Annotated in this window: 15 protein-coding genes; 8 read left to right on the top strand and 7 right to left on the bottom strand. The window is 70.7% G+C overall.

The window, feature by feature from the left end; genetic code table 11:
- Window positions 1–158: 158 nt before the first annotated feature.
- Window positions 159–1,250, top strand: a complete 1,092-nt coding sequence (gene cysK, locus FJM51_RS14720) for a cysteine synthase A (RefSeq protein ID WP_438502761.1) — start codon at window positions 159–161, stop codon at window positions 1,248–1,250.
- Between the two features lie 6 nt (window positions 1,251–1,256).
- On the opposite strand, the gene panC is transcribed toward cysK, so the two are convergent.
- Window positions 1,257–2,120 (bottom strand): pantoate--beta-alanine ligase, encoded by an 864-nt coding sequence (panC, locus tag FJM51_RS14715; RefSeq protein ID WP_140454897.1) that lies wholly within the window; start codon window positions 2,118–2,120, stop codon window positions 1,257–1,259.
- A 21-nt stretch (window positions 2,121–2,141) separates the two neighbouring features.
- Window positions 2,142–2,954: a 3-methyl-2-oxobutanoate hydroxymethyltransferase gene (gene panB, locus FJM51_RS14710; protein WP_140454896.1), complete on the bottom strand. Its 813-nt coding sequence runs from the start codon at window positions 2,952–2,954 to the stop codon at window positions 2,142–2,144.
- Window positions 2,955–3,136: 182 nt separating this feature from the next.
- On the opposite strand from panB, the gene FJM51_RS14705 reads away from it, so the two are divergent.
- Together FJM51_RS14705 and FJM51_RS14700 are read left to right on the top strand one after the other, a co-directional pair.
- A complete protein-coding gene (locus FJM51_RS14705; protein ID WP_140454895.1) occupies window positions 3,137–3,451 on the top strand; it encodes a muconolactone Delta-isomerase in 315 nt (104 codons plus the stop codon).
- A gap of 50 nt (window positions 3,452–3,501) precedes the next feature.
- The gene (locus FJM51_RS14700; RefSeq protein ID WP_497707168.1) at window positions 3,502–4,113 is read left to right on the top strand and encodes a GNAT family N-acetyltransferase; all 612 of its coding nucleotides are present in this window, start codon (window positions 3,502–3,504) and stop codon (window positions 4,111–4,113) included.
- Here FJM51_RS14700 and FJM51_RS14695 read toward each other — a convergent pair.
- Entirely contained in the window at window positions 3,999–5,822 is a 1,824-nt protein-coding gene (locus FJM51_RS14695) for a M3 family oligoendopeptidase (RefSeq protein ID WP_140454974.1), read from the bottom strand. The genes FJM51_RS14700 and FJM51_RS14695 overlap by 115 nt on opposite strands.
- Window positions 5,823–6,001: 179 nt before the next feature.
- Entirely contained in the window at window positions 6,002–6,721 is a 720-nt protein-coding gene (locus tag FJM51_RS14690; protein ID WP_438502760.1) for a glutathione S-transferase N-terminal domain-containing protein, read from the bottom strand.
- A 208-nt stretch (window positions 6,722–6,929) separates the two neighbouring features.
- Between FJM51_RS14690 and ctaA the strand changes: the two genes are divergently transcribed.
- The 3 genes from ctaA (at window position 6,930) to rplT (ending at window position 8,808) form a co-directional block, all read left to right on the top strand.
- Entirely contained in the window at window positions 6,930–8,075 is a 1,146-nt protein-coding gene (ctaA, locus tag FJM51_RS14685) for a heme A synthase (protein ID WP_140454893.1), read from the top strand.
- Between the two features lie 157 nt (window positions 8,076–8,232).
- Complete coding sequence (rpmI, locus tag FJM51_RS14680) at window positions 8,233–8,433, top strand: 50S ribosomal protein L35 (protein ID WP_140454892.1); 201 nt, start codon at window positions 8,233–8,235, stop codon at window positions 8,431–8,433.
- Window positions 8,434–8,445: 12 nt separating this feature from the next.
- Window positions 8,446–8,808 (top strand): 50S ribosomal protein L20, encoded by a 363-nt coding sequence (gene rplT / locus FJM51_RS14675; RefSeq protein WP_140454891.1) that lies wholly within the window; start codon window positions 8,446–8,448, stop codon window positions 8,806–8,808.
- A 63-nt stretch (window positions 8,809–8,871) separates the two neighbouring features.
- Here the strand turns inward: rplT and FJM51_RS14670 are convergent, their stop codons facing one another.
- The 3 genes from FJM51_RS14670 to FJM51_RS14660 all read right to left on the bottom strand — a co-directional run bounded on the left by FJM51_RS14670 (window position 8,872) and on the right by FJM51_RS14660 (window position 11,662).
- On the bottom strand, window positions 8,872–9,354 hold the full coding sequence (locus FJM51_RS14670) for an acyl-CoA thioesterase (protein ID WP_140454890.1): 483 nt from the start codon (window positions 9,352–9,354) through the stop codon (window positions 8,872–8,874).
- Between the two features lie 29 nt (window positions 9,355–9,383).
- Window positions 9,384–10,700 carry an NAD(P)/FAD-dependent oxidoreductase gene (locus tag FJM51_RS14665; protein WP_140454889.1) on the bottom strand — a complete coding sequence of 439 codons (1,317 nt, stop codon included), beginning with the start codon at window positions 10,698–10,700 and terminating at the stop codon, window positions 9,384–9,386.
- Between the two features lie 83 nt (window positions 10,701–10,783).
- Window positions 10,784–11,662: a LysR family transcriptional regulator gene (locus FJM51_RS14660; protein WP_140454888.1), complete on the bottom strand. Its 879-nt coding sequence runs from the start codon at window positions 11,660–11,662 to the stop codon at window positions 10,784–10,786.
- Window positions 11,663–11,801: 139 nt separating this feature from the next.
- Here FJM51_RS14660 and FJM51_RS14655 point away from each other — a divergent pair, with 139 nt between their 5' ends.
- Both FJM51_RS14655 and FJM51_RS14650 read left to right on the top strand, forming a co-directional pair.
- Entirely contained in the window at window positions 11,802–13,265 is a 1,464-nt protein-coding gene (locus tag FJM51_RS14655) for an MFS transporter (protein ID WP_140454887.1), read from the top strand.
- Window positions 13,266–13,281: 16 nt separating this feature from the next.
- Window positions 13,282–14,238, top strand: a complete 957-nt coding sequence (locus tag FJM51_RS14650) for an aldo/keto reductase (protein WP_140454886.1) — start codon at window positions 13,282–13,284, stop codon at window positions 14,236–14,238.
- Window positions 14,239–14,273 lie beyond the last annotated feature (35 nt).

Here is a 14,273-nt window from a genome sequence, read left to right as displayed (position 1 = left end):
AGCCTCCGCCATCGCCGGACGAGGCGCCGGCGGCAGATGATTAGGCGGGCGGGCCGGACTCGGCAATGCCGCGATCCACTCTGGCCGCGGGCCGCGATGATGCTAGGATCTCCGGCGAAACGCGCCGGAGGCAGCGGCGCGACAGGTGGAGGATTGTCATGACCACGACGATGGAAAAGGCTTCGCGGACGACGAGCGGGCGCGGGCGCCTCTATGACAGCATCGTCGACACGATCGGCGATACGCCCTGCGTCCGGCTGAACCGGATCGCGCCGGAGCATGTGACGATCTATGTGAAGGGCGAGTTCTTCAATCCCGGCGCCTCGGTCAAGGACCGGCTCGCGATCAGCATGATCGAGGAGGCCGAGCGTTCGGGCGCGCTGAAGCCCGGCCAGACCGTGGTCGAGGCGACGAGCGGCAATACCGGCATCGGCCTTGCGATGGTCTGCGCCGCGAAGGGCTATCCGCTGGTGGTGACGATGGCCGAGAGCTTCTCGGTCGAGCGGCGGCAGCTGATGCGCTACATGGGCGCGAAGGTGATCCTGACCCCGAAGGAGCAGAAGGGGACGGGGATGTACATGAAGGCGAAGGAGCTGGCCGAGGCGAACGGCTGGTTCTACGCCCGCCAGTTCGAGACCGAGGCGAACGCGCTCATCCACGAGAACACCACCGCGCGCGAGATCCTCGGCGATTTCGCGGGCAGCCGCCTCGATTATTTCGTGACCGGTTACGGCACCGGCGGCACGGTCGCGGGCGTGTCGCGCGTGCTGCGGCGGGAGCGGCCGGAGACGAAGATCATCCTGTCGGAACCGACGAACGCGGCGCTGGTGAGTTCCGGGACCGCGCAGGAGCGGACGGAGGACGGCGGCCCGGCGGTGAGCCACCCGGCCTTCCAGCCGCATCCGATCCAGGGCTGGACGCCCGATTTCATCCCGCTCGTGCTGCAGGAGGCGCTCGACAACGGCGGCTACGACAGCCTGATCCCGGTCGCCGGGCCAGAGGGCATGGCGGTCGCGCGCCGGCTCGCGGCGGAGGAGGGGATCCTGACCGGCGTCTCCGGCGGCTCGACCGTCGCGGTGGCGCTCCAGGTCGCGCAATCGGCCGCGCCGGGCTCGGTCATCCTCGCGATGCTGCCCGACACCGGCGAACGCTATCTCTCGACGCCGCTCTTCGAGCCCTATGGCGCGGAGATGAACACCGAGGAACTGGCGATCTCGGCCTCCACGCCGGGCTATCAGCTCAAGGCCTGAGACCGCTCAGACCGGCGCGACCGCCACGTTGTCGATGAGCCGCACGCCGCCGAGCCAGGCGGCGGCGAGCAGCTGCGCCGGGGCCGAGGGTTCGGTCAGAGTCGCGAGATCGCGCGCGCGGCGGAGTTCGAGATATTCGATCTCGGCGTAGCCCGCCGCGAGGATCGCGCGCCGGGCTTCGTCGAGCGTCGGCCCGACCGGCGCCCCCGCCTCGATCGCGTCGCGCGCCCATGTGAGCGCGGCGGCGAGCGCGGGCGCCGCCGCCCGGTCCGCCGCCGAGAGCCGGACGTTGCGCGAGGAGAGCGCCAGCCCGTCCGCCTCGCGCACCGTCGGCACGCCGATGATCTCGCAGGGGATGTCGAGATCGCGCGCGAGCCGGGTCACGATGGCGAGCTGCTGGAAGTCCTTCTCGCCGAAGAAGGCGAGATCGGCCGAGGTCTGGTTCAGGAGCTTGGTCACCACCGTCGCCACGCCGTCGAAATGGCCGGGCCGGAAGGCGCCGCAGAGCCCCTGGTCGAGCCCGTTCACCCGGACGAGCGTCGTGAACCCCTCGGGATAGATCTGGTCCGCCTCGGGCGCGTAGAGCAGATCGACGCCGAGCGGCGCGAGCTTGGCCGCGTCCTGTTCCTCGGTGCGCGGATAGGCGGCGAGATCCTCGGCACTGTTGAACTGCTTCGGATTGACGAAGAGCGTCACGATCACCCGGTCGGCGCGGGCGAGGGCGGCGCGCGCCAGCGTCAGATGCCCCTCGTGCAGCGCGCCCATCGTCGGCACCACCGCGATCCGCGCGCCCTCGCGGCGCCAGCGCGCGGTCGTGGCGCGCAGATCTGCGAGATGGCGGATGATCGGCGTCGTCGTGGTCGTTGCCATCGGCGTCGGCTCCGGAAGGGGCTAGTCGGGAAAGACGTGCTCGGCGGCGGGGAAGGCGCGGGCACGGACCTCGGCCGCGTAGCCCGCGACAGCGGCGTCGACCGCGCCGGCGAGTTCGGCGTAGCGGCGCACGAAGGAGGGGCGGAAATCCTCGAAGAGCCCGAGCATGTCGTCGAGCACCAGCACCTGCCCGTCGCAGGCGGGCGAGGCGCCGATCCCGATGGTCGGGATCGCGATTTCCTCGGTGATCCGGCGCGCCAGCGGCTCGGTCACCTTCTCGAGCACGACGGAGAAGGCGCCGGCCTCCGTGACCGCCTTGGCATCGGCGAGCACGCGCTCGGCGGCGGCGCCCCGGCCCTGCACCTTGTAGCCGCCGACCACGTTGACCGCCTGCGGCAGCAGCCCGACATGGGCCTGGACCGGAATGCCGCGCGCCGTCAGGAAGGCGATGGTCTCCGCCATCGAGACGCCGCCCTCGAGTTTCACGGCGGCGCAGCCGGTCTCGGCCATCACCCGCGCGGCGTTGCGGAAGGCCTGCTCCGGCCCTTCCTCGTAGCTCCCGAAGGGCATGTCGACGACGAGCAGCGCGCGTTCGCAGCCGCGGCGGACCGCCTGCCCGTGCAGGATCATCATCTCGAGCGTGACGCCCAGCGTCGAGGGCAGGCCGTGCACGACCATGCCGAGGCTGTCGCCGACGAGGATGATGTCCGCGTGCCGGTCCACGATCCGCGCCATCGGCGTCGTATAGGCGGTGAGCGAGACGAGCGGCTCGCCGCCCTTGCGGGCAAGCACCTCGGCGGGAGAGATCGCCCGCTTCCTGGCTGATACGCTCATCTGGATCTCCCCCCGGAGTCTCGTCGTGGCGCAGCACTCGGCGGAGGGGGCCGGGTTGTCAACCCCGATCTCCCCGCCCGGCCCCCCCGGATCGGGGCGTTCCCGCCATTGATCGGCGCGGCGGGGGATGTAGGGTGCGGGCGACGGCCGCCGGGCAAGGGGCCGCGCGCAACGGAGGAACCATGCTCTATCATCTCGAATTCACCGTCGGTTATGGCGCGGACATGAGCCAGCAGGACCTGTTCCGGATCTGGAGCGAGGAAGCCAAGGTCGCGCTCGACGCGAAGGCGAAGGGCGCCGTGGTCGATCTCTGGAAGGTCGCGGGCGAGCGCCGCGTGATCGCGATCCTCGACCTGCCGGGCCCGGACGTGCTCGACCAGATCTCGCTCGACCTGCCGATCATGCAACAGATGGGACAGCATGTGACGATCAAGGTCTCCGCGCTCCGCCGCTACGAGGATTTCGCGAGCGACGTGGACGGGCGGCTGAAGCCCTGAGCGCGCTGATCCGGCCGGAGAGGCCGGCGGATGCCGGCCCGATCCGCGCGGTGACGAAGGCCGCCTTCGCGACCGCGCCGCATGCCGCGGGAACCGAGGCCGAGATCATCGAGGGCCTGCGCGTCGCCGGCGCGCTCGCCCTGTCGCTGGTCGCGGAGGAAGGGGGCGAGGTGATCGGCCACGTCGCCTTCTCGCCGGTGACGATCGGCGGCGCGGCGGGATGGTTCGGCCTCGGCCCGGTCTCGGTCCGGCCTGACCGGCAGCGCGCGGGCATCGGCCGGGCGCTGATCGGGGCGGGGCTCGCCCGGCTCCGCGCGTGGGGCGCGGCGGGCTGCGTTCTGGTCGGGGATCCGGACTATTACCGGCGCTTCGGCTTCGCGAGCGATCCGGGGGTGAGCTATCCCGGTGTGCCCGGGGAATACGTGCTCCGCCTCGTCCTCGCCGGGCCGCCGGCCCGGGGCGCGGCGGTGTTTCATCCTGCCTTCGGGGCGGGGGGTGGCGGACTGAAGTCCGCCCTACGGCGCGGGCCGCGGGCGGACGGCGGGCGTCACCCCTCCATCGCCTCGAGTTCGTCGATCATCGAGGCGATGAGGCCGAGGCCCTTGTCCCAGAACTTCGGGTCGCTGGCGTCGAGGCCGAAGGGCGCCAGAAGCTCCTTGTGATGCTTCGACCCGCCGGCGCGCAGCATCTCGAAATACTTCTCCTGGAAGCCTGGATCACCCTCCTCGTAGACCGCGTAGAGCGCGTTCACGAGTCCGTCGCCGAAGGCATAGGCGTAGACGTAGAAGGGCGAATGGATGAAGTGCGGGATGTAGGACCAGAAGGTCTCGTAGCCCTCCATGAACTCGAACACCGGCCCGAGGCTCTCGGCCTGCACGCTCATCCAGAGCGCGTTGATGTCGTCGGGCGTCAGTTCCCCCTCGCGACGCGCGGCGTGGAGCTTGCACTCGAAATCGTAGAAGGCGATCTGGCGCACGACCGTGTTGATCATGTCCTCGACCTTCGACGCGAGCATCAGCTTGCGGTGCGCCGGATCCGCCGTCGCGTCGAGCAGGCGGCGGAAGGTCAGCATCTCGCCGAAGACGCTCGCGGTCTCGGCCAGCGTGAGCGGCGTCGAGGACAGCATCTCGCCCTGGCCCGCCGCCAGCACCTGATGCACGCCGTGGCCGAGCTCATGCGCGAGCGTCATCACGTCGCGCTGCTTGCCGAGGTAGTTCAGGAGCACATAGGGATGGACATCCGTCACCGTCGGATGCGCGAAGGCGCCCGGCGCCTTGCCGGGCTTCACCGGCGCGTCGATCCAGCCCTTGTCGAAGAAGGGCTCCGCGATCTCGGCCATCCGGGGATCGAAACCGGCATAGGCCGCGAGCACCGTCTCGCGCGCCTCCGCCCAGGGGATCAGCCGGTCGTCGTCGCGGGGCAGCGGCGCGTTGCGGTCCCAGACCTGGAGCTTCTCGAGCCCCATCCACTTCGCCTTCAATGCGTAATAGCGGTGCGAGAGCTTCGGATAGGCGGCGACGACCGCGTCGCGCAGCGCCTCGACCACCTCCGGTTCGACCTGGTTCGCGAGGTGCCGGCCGGTCTGCGGCGTCGGCATCTTGCGCCAGCGGTCCTCGATCTCCTTCTCCTTCGCCAGCGTGTTGGTGATCCGCGCGAAGAGGGGAAGATTCGCCTGGAAGACCGTCGCGAGCGCCTTCGCACCCGCCTCGCGCTTCGCCCGGTCCCTGTCGGTGAGCAGGTTCAGCGTCGCCTCGAGCGAGAGCGTCTCGCCCTCCACGTCGAAGGTGAGCGCGGCCATGGTCTCGTCGAAGAGCCGGTTCCAGGCGGCGGCGCCGACCACGGACTGGTCATGCAGGAACTTCTCGAGCTCGTCGGAGAGCTGGTAGGGCTTCATCGCCCGGATCCGGTCGAAGACCGGCTTGTAGCGCGCGAGTTCCGGGCTCGCCGCCATCAGCGTCGCGATCCGCGCCTCCTCGATCCGGTTGAGCTCCAGCGAGGTGAACACCAGCGCCGTCGTCATGTCGGTGAGCTTGCCCTGGGTATCGCCGAGGAACTTCGCCCGCTCCGGATCGGTCGTGCACTGGTAGTAGCGCAGCCCCGCGAAGCTCATCACCCGGCCGGAGACGAGCTCGATCCGTTCGTAGCGCTGGACCGCCGTCAGCATCTCCGCGGCGTCCAGTTCACCGAGCCTGCCCTCGTAATCGCGTGCGAAGGCCGCGCATTCGGTCGCGAGCCAGTCGAGATCGCCCGCGATCCGGGGATCGGCGGTGCCCTTGTAGAGGTCGTCGAGGTTCCACTCGGGCAGCTGGCCGAGGCTGTTGTCGCCGGCCCCCGGCTCGCGCGCGTCGCGGGGGAGCGCTCGCCCTTCCATCGCCATGCGTTCGAACAGGGACATAGCGGCCTCCTTCTGAATGTCGGGACCAGATCTAGTCACTCGGCGCGGCGGTGTCGATGCCGCGCGGGCTCACCCGTTCGGGAGGAACGGCGGACGAATGCGTAGGGCGGACATCTGTCCGCCACCCCCCTGTTCGCCACCCCGCGCCTCCAAGATCACCCGTTCGTATCGGGAATGTTGAGCGCCGCCTGCGAGGCGGGCCGCGCCAGCGCCCGCTCGAGCCAGGGGCCGACGTTGCCGAAGCCCGGCAGTCCCACGAGTTCCTCCGCGCCGTAGAAGGAGAGCCCGCGCACCCAGGGCCAGAGCGCCATGTCGGCGATGGTGTAATCCGCGCCCATGATCCAGTCGCGCCCCTCGAGCCGCTGGTTCAGCACGTTCAGGAGCCGCCGCGTCTCCTCGGCGTAGCGGGTGAGCGGACGCTTGTCCTCGATCTCGCGGCCGGCGTACTTGTAGAAGAAGCCGACCTGGCCGAACATCGGCCCGACGCCGCCCATCTGCCACATCAGCCACTGGATCGTCTCGTAGCGCGCGGCGCCCGCGGGCAGGAACCTGCCCGTCTTGTCGGCGAGATAGATCAGGATCGCCCCGCTCTCGAACAGGCCCATGGGCTTGCCGTCGGGTCCGTCCGGGTCGATGATCGCGGGGATCTTGTTGTTCGGGTTGAGCGCGAGGAATTCCGGGCTCGTCACGTCGCCCGAGAGGCGGATCAGGTGCGGCTCGTAGGGGATGCCGGTTTCCTCCAGCATCGCCGAGACCTTGATCCCGTTCGGCGTCGGCCAGGAATAGAGCTGGATCCGGTCGGGATGCTCGGCCGGCCAGCGCGCGCTGATCGGATGGTCGCCGAGCGTGGCGAAGGTCGGGGTCATCAGGCTCATCGGGATCTCCCGCCGGGCGCCGTCCGTTGAACGGCACCGTTCCGTTTCGTTTTCCCGGGGGTAACTGGGGCGTTTCGCGTTGGCGGCAAGCCCCGGCGCGGCCCGGGTCCGCCCGTCGGCGGCCTCGGGCGGCCAAAAACGCGCTTGCCCGCGGGGGGACCCCCGCTTAGATGCGAAGCCGACCCGCGCCAGCAGCCGGAGGCGAGCCATGAAGAAGACCCGCAGCATCTTCGAGGAGGTGGGCGCCGAGACGCCGGCCGAGGCGCCCCGGCCCGCGCCGGCACCGGCGCGCTCCCGTCCGCGCCACGCGCGCGGGGCGATCGCGGTCTGGCTCTCGATCCTCTTCGTTCTGGTGGCGCTGATGATCGCGGTCGGCGGGCTGACGCGGCTGACCGATTCCGGCCTGTCGATCACCGAATGGAAGCCCGTGACCGGCGCGCTGCCGCCGATGGACGAGGCGGCCTGGACGGCGGAATTCGACAAGTACAAGGCGACGCCGCAGGCGGAGATCGTGAATCCCGAGATGACGCTCGCCGCGTTCAAGTCGATCTACTGGTGGGAGTGGGGCCACCGGCAGCTCGGCCGGACCATCGGCCTCGTCTGGGCCGTGGGTTTCCTCTGGTTCCTCGTCCGGCGGCGGATCCCGCCCGGCTGGACGCCCCGGCTCCTCTTCGTGGGTCTGCTCGGTGGCATCCAGGGCGCCGTCGGCTGGTGGATGGTGGCCTCGGGACTCACCGGCGCGATGACCTCGGTCGCCTCCTACCGGCTCGCCATCCATCTCGGCATCGCCTTCGTGATCCTCGGCACGCTCACCTGGTACATCCTCGCGCTGCGGCGGACGGAATCCGAACTGCTGCAGGCGCGGCGCCAGCGCAGCGGGCCGATGATGCGCTGGGGCACGGCGCTCGTCTGCCTCGCCTTCCTCCAGGTGATCCTCGGCGCGCTGGTCGCGGGGATCGACGCGGGACGGAACTTCCCCGAGTGGCCGCTGATGGCGGGGCAGATCGCGCCGCCGGGCATGTTCGATCTCGAACCGCTCTGGCGGAACTTCCTCGAGAATCCCGCGACCACGCAGTTCATCCACCGCTGCGTCGGCTATCTCGTGCTGATCCTCGCGCTCGTCGCCTGGCTCCGGGCGCGGCGGAGCGCGCTCGCCTCGATCCGCAAGGCATACGCCGCGCCCTTCCACATGGGGCTCCTGCAGGTCGCGCTCGGCGTGGCGACGGTGCTGACGGCGGCGCAGCCGCATGTGGCGATCACGCACCAGATCGGCGCCATCGCGCTCTTCGCGCTCATCGTACGCGCGCGGTTCACGGCGCTCTATCCGGCGGCGCAGAAGATAGCGCGCGCGTAGGGCGGACATCTTTCCGCCTCGCCTCGGTCGGATGGCGGACAAATGTCCGCCCCACGGCTTGCGTTCCGGCCGATTCCCCGCTAACAGCGCGCCTCCACCGGGCGGCCGGCCGAAAGGGCTGCCGAGTCGCCCGCAATGACCATCCGAGGAGATGAAAATGCCCAAGATGAAGACCAAGTCCGGCGCGAAGAAGCGCTTCAAGATGACGGCCTCCGGCCGCGTCGTCGCGGCCCAGGCGGGCAAGCGGCACGGCATGATCAAACGCTCGACGAAATTCATCCGTCAGGCGCGCGGCACCACCACGCTGAGCGCTCCCGACGCGAAGATCGTCAAGAGCTACATGCCCTACGCGCGCTAAAGGAGAGCAGACATGTCCCGAGTCAAAGGCGGCGCCACCTCCCACGCCCGTCACCGCAAGGTCATCAAGGCCGCCAAGGGCTACTACGGCGCCCGGTCGACGAACTTCCGCACCGCGACGCAGGCGGTCGACAAGGCGCAGCAGTACGCGACGCGCGACCGCAAGGTGCGCAAGCGGAATTTCCGCGCGCTCTGGATCCAGCGCATCAACGCCGCCGTGCGGGCGTTCGACGCCGATCTGACCTATTCGCGCTTCATCAACGGCCTTGACCGCGCCGGCGTCGAGGTGGACCGCAAGGTCCTCGCCGATCTCGCCGTCCGCGAGCCGGACGCGTTCAACGCGATCGCCGCGCAGGCGAAGGCCGCGCTGGCCTGATCCCAGCCGGATCCGCGTGACGGGGCCGCCCTTCGGGGCGGCCTCTTGCGTTTCGCGGGGGCTCTACCCCTCGCCCTCGGCCGCCTGTTCGAGCTGCGCGGCGATCTGGCGGCGCAGCGTCCGCCGGACCTCGGCCGCGCGTCGGCGCCGGGCCTCGGTCGGCGTCTCGACCGCGAGCGGCGGCACCTCGGCGGGGCGGCCGGCCTCGTCGACCGCGACCATGGTGAAGTAGCAGGAATTGGTGTGCCGGACCGTGCCGGTCCGGATGTTCTCCGCCTCGACCCGGATGCCGATCTCCATCGAGGTGCGCCCGGCGAGATTGACGCTGGCCTTGAAGGTCACGAGCTCGCCCACGTTGATCGGCTCCTTGAAGGTGACCTGATCGACCGAGAGCGTCACCGCGTAGCGGCCGGAATAGCGCGAGGCGAGCGAGAAGGCGACGCGGTCGAGCAGGTTCAGGAGCGCGCCGCCGTGGACCTTGCCGGAAAAATTGGCGAGATCGGGCGTCATGAGCTCGGTCATCTGCAGCTGGCGGCGGCGGTCCATCGGATGTGTCCTCGTGGCTGGAAGCGGGATCAGGGCGCGTGCGCGCGGTCCTGGGGCGGGGGATCGTGGTCGGCGGCCTCGGCGCGCAGGGTTTCCTTCTGGGTGATGAGCCGCGCGCTGTTCTGGCCGCTGATGAAGGACCATAGCCAGCTGATCGCGACCGCGAGCCGGCTGCGCGCGCCGATCAGGAAATAGATGTGGGCGAAGCCCCAGATCCACCAGGCGAGCCAGCCGGTCAGCTGGAACCGGCCGAAGTCGATCACCGCCGCGCTGCGTCCGACGGTGGCGAGGTTGCCGAGGTGGCGATAGGCGAAGGGACCGGGCGCGGCGCGGCCCGACAGGCGGGCGCGGATGACCCTGGCGGCATGGGCGCCCTGCTGCTTCGCCGCCGGCGCGACGCCCGGGACGGGCGCGCCGTCGACCTCGACATGGGCGGTGTCGCCGATCACGAAGATCTCCGGCATGCCCGGCACGGTCAGATCGGGTCCGACGAGAACCCGGCCCGCGCGGTCGGCGGGAACGTCGAGCCAGCGCGCGGCGCGCGAGGCCTGCACGCCCGCGGCCCAGATCACCGTGCGCGCGGGCAGGAAGGCCTCGCCGATCCGCACGCCCGCGTCGCTCACGTCCGTCACCGGCTGGCCGAGGCGCACCTCCGCGCCGAGCCGGGTCAACGCCCGCGCCGCGTAGTCCGAGAGCCGCGGGGGAAAGACCGGCAGCGGGCGGGGCCCCGCCTCGATCAGGATCACCCTCGTCTCGCGCGTGTCGATCCGGCGGAATTCGCGGGGGAGCGTCTTGTGCGCCAGTTCCGCGATGATGCCGGTGAGCTCGACCCCCGTCGGCCCGCCGCCGATCACGCAGAAGGTCATCAGCGCCCGCCTCGCTTCCGGATCGTCCTCCTTCTCCGCCTGTTCGAAGGCGAGGAGCAGCCGGCGCCGGATCGTCGTCGCATCCTCGAGCGTCTTCAGCCCCGGGGCCGAGGGCTCCCATTCATCATGGCCGAAATAGGCGTGCCGCGCGCCCGTCGCGAGCACGAGCGTGTCGTAGCCCACGCGGTGCCCGTCGCGAAGCAGAACCTCGCGCGCCGCGCGGTCGACGCCCTGGACCTGGCCCAGCAGCGTCGTCACGTCGCGCCGGTTCCTGAACAGCCGCCGGATCGGCCAGGCGATCTCGGAGGTGGCGAGCAGCGTCGTCGCGACCTGGTAGAGCAGCGGCTGGAACAGGTGGTGGTTGCGCTGGTCGATGATCGTGATCCGGACCGGCGCCCCCCTCAGATCGTGTGCGAGCTTCAGCCCCGCGAAACCCGCGCCGACGATGACGACGTGATGATCGGCTGCCTCGGCGGACATGCGCGGCCCTCCTCGCGTCGCGGCCAGGGTTGGCGTTCCTGCCGGGAGTATAGCCCGGCGATGCCGGCGCTGGCGAGACGGGGTCAGAGCGCCCCGGCCAGATGGTCGATGAAGGCCGCGACCCGGCGGGAGGCGCGGCGGCCGGCGGGGTGGACCGCGTAGAGATTCACCTCCGGCACCGCGTAGGCGTCGAGAACCGCCTCCAGCCGCGCCGCGGCGATGTCCTCCTCCACGTCGAAGCTCGATTTCAGCACCACGCCGGCGCCCGTCATCGCCCAGCTTCGGAGCGCGCCGCCGTCGTTCGCGGCGCGGTCGCCATCGACGCGCACGCCGAAGTCGCGGCCGTCCTCGCGGAAGCTCCAGGTCGCCTTCGGCGCGCCGGGGCGCCTCAGCACCAGGCAGTTGTGCCGGACGAGGTCGCGCGGATGGCGGGGCCGCCCGTGCCGGTCCCAATAGGCCGGCGCGGCGCAGACCCGCCGCGTGCCGCGCACGAGAAGCCGCGCGGTCAGTCGCGAATCGGGCAGGTTCCCGACGCGCAGCGCGATGTCGTGGCCTTCCTCGGCGAGATCGACGACGGAATCGCTGAGAAGGATCCCGATCCGCACGCCCGGATGGCGGGCCATGAACGCGTCGACCAGCGGCGTGAGCCGGGTGCGGCCGAAATCGTTGGTCGCGGTCACCCGGATCTCGCCCCGCAGGGGCCCGCGGTCCGCCACGGCCTCCATCGCCTCCTCGAGGTCGCCGAGGATGCGGCGGCAGTCGGCGAGGAAGCGTTCTCCCTCCGGCGTGAAGGAGAGCCGCCGCGTCGTGCGCGTGAGCAGCCGCGCCCCCACCCGCTCCTCGAGCCGCCGCAGGCCGAGCGTCACGGTGGAGGGCGAGACCGCGAGCGTGCGCGCGACGGCCGAAAGGCTGTCGTGATCGGCGATCGCGGCGTAGAGGCGGAGCAGGCCGAGCTGGTCCATCGTTCGATCCGCTCGAAAGGTGGTTTGACGATGCGATGCATTATCCTTCGCTTCGCGAAGAGTAAATCATCCGGAGCGCGAGAGGCCGCCGCCGTGGCCGCGGCGCGCGTGGCGACGGTCTCGAAAAGGGGAGAGGCGCATGACGGACACGGCCTCGCCTTCCGGGACGGGCGCGCGGGCGGCGGACGGCGGGCTCGCCCTCGCCCTGCTCGTGGCGGGCACGTTCTTCATGGAGAATCTCGACGCGACCGTGATCACACCGGCGATCCCGGCCATGGCGGAGAGCTTCGCCGCGCGGCCGGTCGATCTCAACACCGGCGTCTCGGCCTACATGCTGACGGTCGGCGCCTTCATCCCGATCAGCGGCTGGGCGGCGGAGCGTTTCGGCGCGCGGCCCGTCCTCGGCTTCGCGATCACGCTCTTCACCCTCGCCTCGCTTCTCTGCGGGCTCGCAGGGTCGCTGCCGGTCTTCGTGGCAAGCCGGATCCTGCAGGGGATCGGCGGCGCGCTGATGGTGCCGGTCGGGCGCCTCGTCGTGCTGCGCGCCACACCGAAGGAGCGGCTGATCGCGGCGATCGCGACGCTGACTTGGCCCGCGCTGGTCGCGCCGGTGCTGGGGCCGCCGCTTGGCGGGCTGCTCGTCGAGCATGGCGACTGGCGGTGGATCTTCTATCTCAACCTGCCGCTCGGCCTCGTCGCGCTGGCGCTCACGCCGATGATCGTGCCGGCGGGCGGTGCGAACCGTGCGAGCCGCTTCGACTGGCCGGGTTTCCTCTCGATGGGCGGCGCGCTCTTCTGCCTGATGCTGGTCGCCGAGATGCTGTCCCGGCCCGGACCGGACTGGGCGCGGATCCTCGCCGCGGCCGCGCTTGGCCTCGGCCTGCTTCTCTGGGGCACGCGCCACATCGGGCGCGCGGCGCATCCGGTGTTCGATCTCTCGGCGCTCCGGCTGCCGAGCTTCGCGGTGACGATCTGGGGCGGGTCGCTGTTCCGGATGGGGGTGAGCGCGGTGCCCTTCCTGCTGCCGCTCCTGTTCCAGATCGGCTTCGGCTTCGATCCGCTCGCGGCCGGGCTGATGCTGATGGCGGTCTTCGCCGGCAATCTCGCGATGAAGCCGATGACGACGCCGGTGATCCGGCGCTTCGGCTTCCGTCCGGTGCTGGTGGTCAACGGCCTGCTGAATGCCGGGCTCATCGCCGCGATCGCCGGCTTCTCGGCCGGAATGCCGCTCGCCCTCGCCTGCGCCCTGCTGTTTCTCGGGGGCATGACGCGGTCGATGCAGTTCACCGCGCTCAACACGATCGCCTTCGCCGATGTCCCGGACCGGGACATGACCAGCGCGAACACGCTGTTCTCGACCGTGTTCCAGCTTGCGATGGGCCTCGGCGTCGCGCTCGGCGCGGTCGCCTGGCGGGCGGGTGAGGCGCTGGCCGGGGGCGGGGATCCGGCGATGCCGTTTCGCATCGCCTTCCTCCTCGTCGCGCTGGTCGCGCTCGTCGGGGTGATCGACAGCGCGAGGCTTCACGCGGAAGCGGGCGCGCGCGTCGCGCGGCGCGGAGATGCGAAATCGGATGGGCCGGGGGCGGAGTCCCCGGCGGACTGACGGAAAGGAAGAAGCAATGGAAAAGCGACCGCTGGGCCAGACCGGCCTCGACATCGCGCCGCTCGTCCTCGGCGGCAACGTGTTCGGCTGGACGATCGACGAGAAGAAGAGCTTCGAGGTGCTCGACGCCTTCGTGGATCAGGGATTCGACACCATCGACACGGCGGACTGCTATTCCGCCTGGGCGCCGGGCAACCAGGGCGGTGAATCCGAGACGATCATCGGGAACTGGCTCAGGGCGCGGCCGGGGATGCGCGAGCGGGTGAGGATCTTCACCAAGGTCGGCTCGGTCACCGGCGGGCCGCACGCGGGCGGCCTGACCGAGGGATATATCCTCGCGGCGGTCGAGCGTTCGCTGGCGCGGCTCGGGATCGAGGCGATCGACCTCTATTTCGCGCATTGGCCCGATCCGCTCGGCACGGGCTACGCCGAGACGCTCGGCGCCTTCGACAAGCTCATGAAGGCGGGCAAGGTGAAGGCGATCGGGGTTTCGAACGTCGACGCCGCCCAACTGGGCGAGTCGCTGCGCGTGGCGCGGGACGAGGGGCTGCCCGCCTATCAGGCGCTGCAGCCGGAATACAATCTCTACGACCGGGGCGCCTTCGACGGCGCGCTGCGCGATCTCTGCGTCGCGGAGGGGCTCGGCGTCGTCACCTATTTCAGCCTCGCCTCGGGCTTCCTGAGCGGGAAGTACCGCTCCGAGGCCGATCTCGGGAAGTCGCAGCGCGGCGGCGCGGTCGAGAAGTACCTGACGCCGCGCGGCCGCGCGATCCTCGACGCGCTGGACGAGGTCGCGGCGGGGCATGGCGCGAAACCGGCGGAGGTGGCGCTGGCCTGGCTGATGGCGCGCGAGGGCGTCACCGCGCCGATCGCGAGCGCGACCGGCGTCGCGCAGGTCGAGAGCTTCGCGAAGGCGGCGGCGCTCGGGCTCGGCGCCGGGGAGATCGCCGCGCTCGACGCCGCGAGCGCCTGATCACGCGGGAGGCGCCCTTTCCGGGGCGCCTTCCG

The sequence above is a fragment of the Amaricoccus solimangrovi genome (genome assembly GCF_006385685.1).
Classification (GTDB): domain Bacteria; phylum Pseudomonadota; class Alphaproteobacteria; order Rhodobacterales; family Rhodobacteraceae; genus Amaricoccus; species Amaricoccus solimangrovi.
The sequence above is the reverse complement of the archived record's forward strand: the minus strand, read 5'-3'. Positions and strand labels throughout refer to the sequence as shown.